Annotated in this window: 7 protein-coding genes and 1 pseudogene; 5 read left to right on the top strand and 3 right to left on the bottom strand. The window is 74.1% G+C overall.

Annotated features, from left to right (window positions below; genetic code table 11):
• On the top strand, nt 1–1,010 hold a 1,010-nt coding region (rhaS, locus tag EAO77_RS17690), incomplete at its 5' end, for a rhamnose ABC transporter substrate-binding protein (protein ID WP_147989313.1).
• Nucleotides 1,011–1,230: 220 nt separating this feature from the next.
• On the opposite strand, the gene EAO77_RS17685 is transcribed toward rhaS, so the two are convergent.
• The 3 genes from EAO77_RS17685 to EAO77_RS17675 form a co-directional block, all read right to left on the bottom strand.
• Entirely contained in the window at nt 1,231–2,400 is a 1,170-nt protein-coding gene (locus EAO77_RS17685; RefSeq protein WP_147989240.1) for an alanine--tRNA ligase-related protein, read from the bottom strand.
• 221 nt (nt 2,401–2,621) lie between these two features.
• Complete coding sequence (locus EAO77_RS17680; protein ID WP_147989239.1) at nt 2,622–2,813, bottom strand: DUF1737 domain-containing protein; 192 nt, start codon at nt 2,811–2,813, stop codon at nt 2,622–2,624.
• Between the two features lie 12 nt (nt 2,814–2,825).
• Entirely contained in the window at nt 2,826–3,875 is a 1,050-nt protein-coding gene (locus EAO77_RS17675; protein ID WP_147989238.1) for a saccharopine dehydrogenase NADP-binding domain-containing protein, read from the bottom strand.
• Here EAO77_RS17675 and EAO77_RS40090 point away from each other — a divergent pair.
• The 4 genes and pseudogenes from EAO77_RS40090 to EAO77_RS17660 all read left to right on the top strand — a co-directional run.
• Nucleotides 3,874–4,833 (top strand): annotated as a pseudogene (locus EAO77_RS40090) (DJ-1/PfpI family protein); the annotation flags it as partial. The gene EAO77_RS17675 and the pseudogene EAO77_RS40090 sit on opposite strands and share 2 nt — an antisense overlap.
• 141 nt (nt 4,834–4,974) lie before the next feature.
• The gene (locus tag EAO77_RS40085; protein ID WP_261994009.1) at nt 4,975–6,273 is read left to right on the top strand and encodes an alpha/beta hydrolase; all 1,299 of its coding nucleotides are present in this window, start codon (nt 4,975–4,977) and stop codon (nt 6,271–6,273) included.
• 202 nt (nt 6,274–6,475) lie between these two features.
• The gene (locus tag EAO77_RS17665; RefSeq protein WP_147989236.1) at nt 6,476–7,222 is read left to right on the top strand and encodes a PIG-L deacetylase family protein; all 747 of its coding nucleotides are present in this window, start codon (nt 6,476–6,478) and stop codon (nt 7,220–7,222) included.
• An 82-nt stretch (nt 7,223–7,304) separates the two neighbouring features.
• Nucleotides 7,305–7,895: a helix-turn-helix domain-containing protein gene (locus EAO77_RS17660; protein WP_147989235.1), complete on the top strand. Its 591-nt coding sequence runs from the start codon at nt 7,305–7,307 to the stop codon at nt 7,893–7,895.
• Nucleotides 7,896–7,936: the final 41 nt, after the last annotated feature.

Genomic DNA, 7,936 nt, shown 5'->3' with positions numbered 1-7,936 from the left:
CCGCCTGCGGCGGCACCTCGAAGGAGGACGTGCAGAAGGAGGGCGGCGCGGCGGCCGCGGCAGGCAAGGCCGACCCGAACGCCGAGACCAAGAAGGGCCTGACCGTCGGCTTCCTGCCCAAGCAGGTCAACAACCCGTACTTCACCACCGCGGACAAGGGCGGCGAGAAGGCGCTGGAGGAGCTGGGGTCGTCCTTCAAGGAGGTCGGCCCGTCCAGCGGCACCGACACCTCCGGCCAGGTGAGCTACGTCAACACGCTGACCCAGCAGCAGGTCGACGCGATGGCGGTGTCGGCGCAGGACCCGGGTGCGCTGTGCACCGCGCTGAAGCAGGCGATGGGGAACGGCATCAAGGTCGTCACCTACGACTCGGACACCAGGGCCGACTGCCGTCACGTCTTCGTCTCGCAGGCGTCGGCGGAGGACCTGGGGCGGACCGAGGTGCAGCTGCTGGCGGAGCAGATCGGCTTCAAGGGCGAGATCGCGATCCTGTCGGCCGCGCAGACCGCGACCAACCAGAACACCTGGATCGGGTTCATGAAGAAGGAACTCGAGGACCCGAAGTACAAGGACATTGAGCTGGTCGAGGTCGCGTACGGCAACGACGACGCCCAGCAGTCCTTCCAGCAGACCCAGGGCCTGCTCCAGGAGCACCCGAACCTGAAGGGGATCATCTCGCCGACCACCGTCGGCATCAAGGCCGCCGCGCAGTACCTGTCGGGCTCGAAGTACAAGGGCAAGGTCAAGCTCACCGGCCTGGGGACGCCGAACGACATGCGCACCTACGTCAAGAACGGCACGGTCGAGGCGTTCGAGCTGTGGGACCCGGCGGCGCTGGGGGCTCTGGCGGCACGGACCGCGGTCGCGCTGGCGTCGGGTCAGATCACGGGGCAGGAGGGGGAGACGTTCACCGCGGGCGGGACGATGTACACCATCGGCAAGGACGGCGTGATCAACCTGGGCAAGCCGACGGTGTTCGACGCCGGCAACATCGACCGCTTCGACTTCTGATCCCCCACCGTGTGACAGGCCGACAGGCCGACAGGCCGACGGGCCCCCGGGCCGCCGTGCGACCGGTGGTCCGGTCCCGTCCGGGCGGCGGGGCCGGACGGGCCGGACGACGCCGCCCGGCGGTGCTCCAGCCGGAACCGGCCGTCCGGACCCGCCGCCCCCGGGGCCATCGGCACGACGCCCCGGGGGCGGGGTACGCCAGGCCGCCCCCGGTGCCCCGTCAGCCGCGCCGCAGGTCGTGCACCAGCTCGCGGGGCAGGCCGTGGGTGTCGTGGAGGTAGCGGAGGTCCTCCTCGTCCAGCGGGCCCCGGAAGCGCGGGCGGGCCAGCACCTGCCGGCCGCGTTCCAGCAGCCGGCGGAAGCGCCGCTCCTCGTCGGCCAGGACCCCGAGCACCTCCTCGGGGCGCCCGTCCTGCCGGAAGCGGTCCAGGGTGTGTTCCACCAGCGGCTCCGGCAGATCGCCGAGGCCGCGCGAGGCGTCGTCCCGCCACAGCACGGTGAGCGTCCTCCGCAGCAGCCGGCGCAGCACGTAGCCCCGCCCGCCGGCGGCCGGGCGCACCCCGTCCCCGACCACCACCACGGCCGACCGCAGATGGTCGCAGACCAGCCGCAGCGAAGCCACGTCCAGGCCCGGCCACAGCGGCGGCACCTCCCGGCGCCAGGGGTCGAAGACATCGCAGTCGAACACCGAGGTGTGACCCTGGAGCAGCGTGGCGAGGCGTTCCAGGCCGAGCCCGGTGTCGACGCTGCGCACGGGGAGCGGCACGAGCGAGCCGTCGTCCAGCCGCCGGTGACGCATCATCACGTGGTTCCACACCTCCACCCAGCGGTCGTCCCCGGTGGGGACCGACTCGGGCGGGGTGTCACCGGTCCACAGGAAGATCTCCGAATCGGGTCCGCACGGGCCGGTCGGCCCGTTGTCCCACCAGTTGTCCCCGACGGTGGTCTCCACCGGCACCCCGAGGTCCTCCCAGAGCTCCAGCGAGGGGATGTCCGGCCCCACCTGCCCGTCGCCGCCGAACACCGTGGCGTGCAGCAGCCGGGGAGGGATGCCGAAACCCTCGGTGAGCAGCCCGTGGGCCCAGCGCAGACTCGTCGGCCCCTCGTAGTCGCCGAGCGACCAGCTGCCGAGCATCTCGAAGACCGTGAGGTGGGTCGGGTCGCCCACCTCGTCCAGGTCGGTCGTGCGCAGGCACCGCTGCACGCCGGTCAGCCGAGTGCCACGGGGATGCGGCTGCCCGGTCAGGTACTCGGTGAGCGGATGCATGCCCGAGGTGGTGAAGAGCACCGGGTCTCCCGGCGGCGGCACCAGCGTCGAGCCGTCGATCCGGGCGTGGCCGCGCTCCTCGTAGTACGACAGGAACGTGCGGACGATGTGCTCGGTGTCCATGGTGGGGCTCCTTCGCGTCACAGCGGGGGGCGCCGGACGACGGTCCGCATCACCGGAACCGGGAGAGAGCCACGGAGCCACCGGCGGACCGTTTCCGGTCGCCGGTGGGAGAGGGGTACGTCAGACGGCGGCAACCGGCGAGCTGGTCGCTCGCGCGGTCGCGGTGGTGCGTGGGCCGGTGACGTTCATACCGCCGAGGGTAACGCCGGGGCCCGGGCGGGTCACCCGGATTTCCGGCCGGACCACACGACGGCCTGCGCCACGATCACCCGCTCGCCGTCGAAGGTGACCGCGGGCCCCTCGTGCAGCCGGTAGCCCAGCTCCAGGGCCTCGCTCACCCGGTGGCAGAACGCCGGGTCGTCGGGGCCGGTCAGGACGCGGTAGACGGGCAGCCCGTCCGGTGGTGTCGTCATGCGGGGACCCTGTCACACCCCGTCGGCGCCCGTGTCGGGGAGGTCCGTGTCCAGGTGCGCCGAGAGCGCGCCGAGGAAGCCGGGGGCGTCGAAGAGCTCACCCGCGGAGCGGACGCCCACCGCGCCGGCGCCACCCCCGAGGACGCGCGCCACGGCCTCCACCGCCAGCGGCGCGCTCACCGCGTAGATGTCCCGTCCGCTCGCCACCGCACGCCGCTCGTGCCCGCCGCGCCGCACCACGACGTCGACGGTGAACGTCTGCGCGGAGCGCCCCCGTTCGTCGGCCGCCACGGGCGCCGGCGTGCCGGGGGCCGACAGGTCGCCGACGGCCTCGGCGGTCATCCAGGTGCGCACCTCCGGGACGTCCAGATGCCGGGGGAGGGTCACCACATCGGCCATGGTCAGCTCGCGCAGGGTGCGCGGGCCCTCGCCGGGGAACGCCCACTCCCGGGTCTCGGCCGCGGCCTCCCCGTACTCCAGGCGCCCGCCGGTGTAGCGGACTCCCCGGCCGCCGCGCCGCTCGCGGGAGACCGCGCCCGCCGACCGCGTCCCGGCGGTCGGGTGCCAACTGCTCAGGCCGTAGGCGACGTGCACCTCGTCGGCAGACGTCCAGTCGCCCATGGCGGCGGTCGCCAGCAGATCGCCCAGACCGCCGAAGAACGCCATCGCGGGGACCACGACCACGCCCGCCTCGCGGGCCCGCTCGTCGAAGTGCGCGAACGTGTCCAGGTTGGCCTCGATCTCGGCCGCCACGTCCACGTACGGGATCCCCGCCCGCAGGGCCGCCTCGATCAGCGGCGCCGCCGTCGTGGCGAAGGGACCGGCGCTGTTGACGACGGCTGCCGCACCGGCGAGCGCGCGGTCCAGCGAGGCCGGGTCGTCGACCGACGCCGGCCGCACGGACTCCTGCGGCAGACCGGCGGTGTCGGCCAGTTCCTTCAGCCTCACGGCGTCGCGGCCGGACAGCAGCGGCAGGAACCCGCGGTCCTGCAGTTCCGCCACCACGAACCGTCCCGTGTGCCCGTACGCCCCGAACACCGCGACCTTCTGACCCGAACTCATGACCTGCTCCTTCTCGCGTTCCGTCGTCTCTCGACCCGTTGTTGACCATCCTGGCCGGGCGGGAGCGCCGACCGTGAGTGTCCGGAACGACATGACGCGTACACTTCCGGACATGACCACTGTCGCGCTCGCCGTCACCGACGGGATGCTCCACTTCGAACTGGCCGTCGCCTACGAGGTGTTCGGCGGTGCTCCGGCAGGTGTGGACGTGCCGTGGTACGACGTCGTCCTGTGCGGACCGGACACCGTGCGCGCCGGACGCTTCGGCCTGGAGCCCGACGCCGGCCTGGACCGGCTCAGGGAAGCGGACACCGTGATCGTGCCCGGCTGGGCCGACGTCGACCGGCCCCCGCCCGCGGAGCTGGTCGACGCGGTGCGCGCGGCGCACCAGGCGGGCGCGCGGGTGGCATCGCTGTGCACCGGCGCGTTCGTCCTCGCCGCGGCCGGTCTCCTGGACGGTCTGCGGGCCACCACCCACTGGGCCCACACCGACGTGCTCGCCGCCCGCCACCCGGGGGTGGAGGTCGATCCCGACGTGCTCTACGTGGACAACGGGACCGTCCTCACCTCGGCGGGCAAGGCCGCCGCGCTCGACCTGTGCCTCCACCTGATCCGCCTCGACCACGGCTCGTCCGTCGCCAACGCCGCCGCCCGCCGTCTGGTGGTCCCGCCCCACCGGGCGGGCGGCCAGGCCCAGTTCGTCACCACCCCGGTGCCCGAGCGGGACTCCCACCCGCTCACCGCGCTCTTCCCCTGGGTGCTCGCCCGCCTCGACCAGCCGCTGAGCGTGGAGGATCTCGCACGCCGCGCCCGGATGAGTTCGCGCACCCTCGGCCGCCACTTCCGGGCCGCCACCGGCACCACACCCCTGCAATGGCTGCTGACCCAGCGCATCCGCCGTGCGCAGGAACTGCTCGAGACCACCGACCGGAGCGTGGACGCCGTCGCGACGGCCACCGGTATGGGCACCGCGGCTGCCGGTAGCTTGCCACTGCTGCTCCTGATGTGTGCCCTGTGTCCGGTACGCCCCCGTCCGCCCGGTGTGATCCACTGGGCGGGCGGGGGCGTACCGGACACAGGGCACACATCAGGAGCAGCAGTGGCAAGCTACCGGCAGCCGGGGGTCGTCCTCACCGACCACTACTTCACCGTCCCCCTCGACCACGACGAGCCCGCCGGCGAGCAGATCGAGCTCTACGCCCGGGAGGTCACCGGCACCGGGCGCGGCGCGGAGGAACTGCCCTGGCTCGTCTACCTGGAGGGCGGCCCGGGCAGTGCCGCCCGCAGGTTCACCGGGGCGCAGGCGTGGCTCGCGCGTGCGGTGCGCGACCACCGCGTCCTCCTGCTCGACCAGCGGGGCACCGGCCGGTCCACCCCGGTGAACCGCCAGACGCTGCCGCTGCGCGGCGGCCCCGCGGAACAGGCCGCCCACCTCACGCGCTTCCGCGCCGACGCGATCGTCCGCGACTGCGAGACGATCCGGCGGCGGCTCACCGGCGGGGCGCCGTGGACGGTGCTCGGGCAGAGCTTCGGCGGCTTCTGCGCCACCCACTACCTGTCCACCGCACCCGAGGGCCTGTCCACCGTGCTGATCACCGGCGGCCTGCCGTCCCTCGACGCCCACGCCGACGACGTCTACCGCGCCGCCTACCCGCGGGTCCGGCGCAAGGTGGAGGCCCACTACGCCCGTTACCCGCAGGACGTCGAACGGGCCCGGCGGATCGTCACCCACCTCGCGGAGCGCCCGGCGACCCTGCCCGGGGGCCACACGCTCACCCCCGAGGTCTTCCAGTCGCTCGGCATCCTGCTCGGCGGCGGTGACGGCACCCACCAGCTCCACTACCTGCTGGAGAACGCCTTCGTCCCGGCCGCCGCGGGCCACGAGCTGTCGGACGCCTTCCTGGAGGCGGTGCGTCCGGTGCTCTCCTTCGCGGCCCGGCCGCTCTACGCGGTGCTGCACGAGGCGATCTACGCCCAGGGCGGCCGGCCCACCGGCTGGGCGGCCGAGCGGGTGCGCGCCGAGTTCCCCGAGTTCGACCCGGCGCGGGCGTACGACGGCGGCGAACCGCTGCTGTTCACCGGGGAGACCGTGCACCCGTGGCACTTCGAGACGGATCCCGCGCTGCGCCCGCTGCGCGAGTGCGCCGAACTGCTCGCCGCCCGCACCGACTGGCCGGCGCTCTACGACCCGCGGCGGCTCGCCGCCAACGAGGTGCCGGTCGCGGCGGCGGTCTACCACGACGACATGTACGTCGACACCGCCGACTCGCTGCGCACCGCGCGCGCCGTCCGCGGGCTGCGCACCTGGGTCACGGACGAGTACGAGCACGACGGGGTCCGGGCGAGCGGCACCCGGGTGCTGGACCGGCTGATCTCCCTGGCCCGCGACGAGGTCTGACGGGGCGTCGGCCACGGCGGMCGGCGCGAGGGCCGGCGGGCGGGCGCGGGATCGCCCACGGTCCTGACGGCGGGCCGGCGGCGGGGACGGGCGGGGGCGGCGTCCGCCCGGGAGCTGTGGTGCCGCGGCGGCGACGCGCCCTCGGGGGCGTCCGCCGGTCACGGCGCCATGAGCGACGGCGATTCGGGCGTATTGTGCCGCCATGACCGATCATGTCACCGAACAGCTCGCGGAGATGCCCGGCGACTGGCAGCGGGCGCTGGCCGTCGTCGCCCACCCCGACGACCTCGAATACGGCTGCGCGGCGGCGATCGCCGGGTGGACGGACCAGGGCAAGGAGGTGGTCTACCTCCTCGCCACCCGGGGCGAGGCGGGCATCGACTCCGTGGCACCCGCCGTGGCCGCCCCGCTGCGCGAGCGGGAGCAGCGGGCGAGCGCGGCGGTCGTGGGCGTGTCCGTCGTCGAGTTCCTCGACCACCGGGACGGTGTCGTCGAGTACGGGACGCGGCTGCGCAAGGACATCGCGGCGGCCGTGCGCAGGCACCGGCCGGAGCTGGTCGTCACCCTCAACCACCGGGACACCTGGGGCGGCACGGCCTGGAACACCCCCGACCACCGTGCCGTCGGCCGGGCGGCGCTCGACGCCGCGTCCGACGCGGGCAACCGCTGGATCTTCCCCGAGCTCGCGGCCGAGGAGGGTCTGGCGCCCTGGGACGGGGTGCGCTGGGTGGCGGTGGCCGGTTCGACGACGCCCACGCACGCGGTGGACGCGCGGCCGGGGCTGGAGCGCTCGGTGCGCTCGCTGCTGGAGCACCGGGCCTACATCGAGGGCCTGACGGAGCAGGACCCGCAGGAGTACTGCCGTACCTTCCTCGCCTCCATGGCGGAGGCGACCGCCCCGCGGTTCGGCGGGCGTCCCGCGGTCGCCTTCGAGCTCTTCCCGCGCTGACCGCGGGGCGGGGGCGCCCGCGGGTGTGCGGGATCGACAAGTTCACTTGCCGTTGTGGCAAGCGGCGCGTCACCATGGAGGCATGAACGACGACGATGCACGGATCGACGCCGTGCTGAACGAGGTGGGTCCCCGCCTGCGCCGCATCCGCCGCGAACGCGGCGCCACGCTCGGTGCGCTCTCCGAGGCCACCGGCATCTCCGTCAGCACGCTGTCCCGGCTGGAGTCCGGCGGGCGCAGGCCGAGTCTGGAGCTGCTGCTGCCCATCGCGCGGGCCCACCAGCTACCGCTCGACGAACTGGTCGGCGCGCCGCCGGTGGGGGATCCGCGGGTGCGGTCCAAGCCGGTCGTGCGCGGCCACCGCACCCTGTACCCGCTCACCAGCCGGCCGGGCGGCCTCCAGGCGTACAAGGGCGTCTACCGGCCCTCCGCCGAGCCGTGCGAGCAGCGCACCCACGAGGGCTACGAGTGGCTCTACGTGCTCTCCGGTCGGCTGCGCCTGCTGCTGGGGGATCACGACGTGGTGCTGACGGAGGGGGAGGCGGCCGAGTTCGACACCCGGGTGCCGCACTGGTTCGGCGCGGCGGACGACGTTCCGGTGGAGTTCCTCAGTCTCTTCGGTCCGCAGGGCGAGCGGATGCACGTGCGGGCCCGCCCGGCGAAGGGGTCGTAGCGGCCGGGGCCGCACGTGCATCCGCTCGCCCTGCGGACCGA

This window comes from Streptomyces sp. T39, from assembly GCF_008042045.1.
Lineage (GTDB): Bacteria > Actinomycetota > Actinomycetes > Streptomycetales > Streptomycetaceae > Streptomyces.
The sequence above is the reverse complement of the archived record's forward strand: the minus strand, read 5'-3'. Positions and strand labels throughout refer to the sequence as shown.

Bases quoted from the DNA above. Each gene is read 5' to 3' on its own strand.
- EAO77_RS17685 (WP_147989240.1), bottom strand. From the start codon at position 2,400: ATGGACACCGAGCACATCGTCCGCACGTTCCTGTCGTACTACGAGGAG.
- EAO77_RS17680 (WP_147989239.1), bottom strand. From the start codon at position 2,813: ATGACGACACCACCGGACGGGCTGCCCGTCTACCGCGTCCTGACCGGC.
- EAO77_RS17675 (WP_147989238.1), bottom strand. From the start codon at position 3,875: ATGAGTTCGGGTCAGAAGGTCGCGGTGTTCGGGGCGTACGGGCACACG.
- EAO77_RS17665 (WP_147989236.1), top strand. From the start codon at position 6,476: ATGACCGATCATGTCACCGAACAGCTCGCGGAGATGCCCGGCGACTGG.
- EAO77_RS17660 (WP_147989235.1), top strand. From the start codon at position 7,305: ATGAACGACGACGATGCACGGATCGACGCCGTGCTGAACGAGGTGGGT.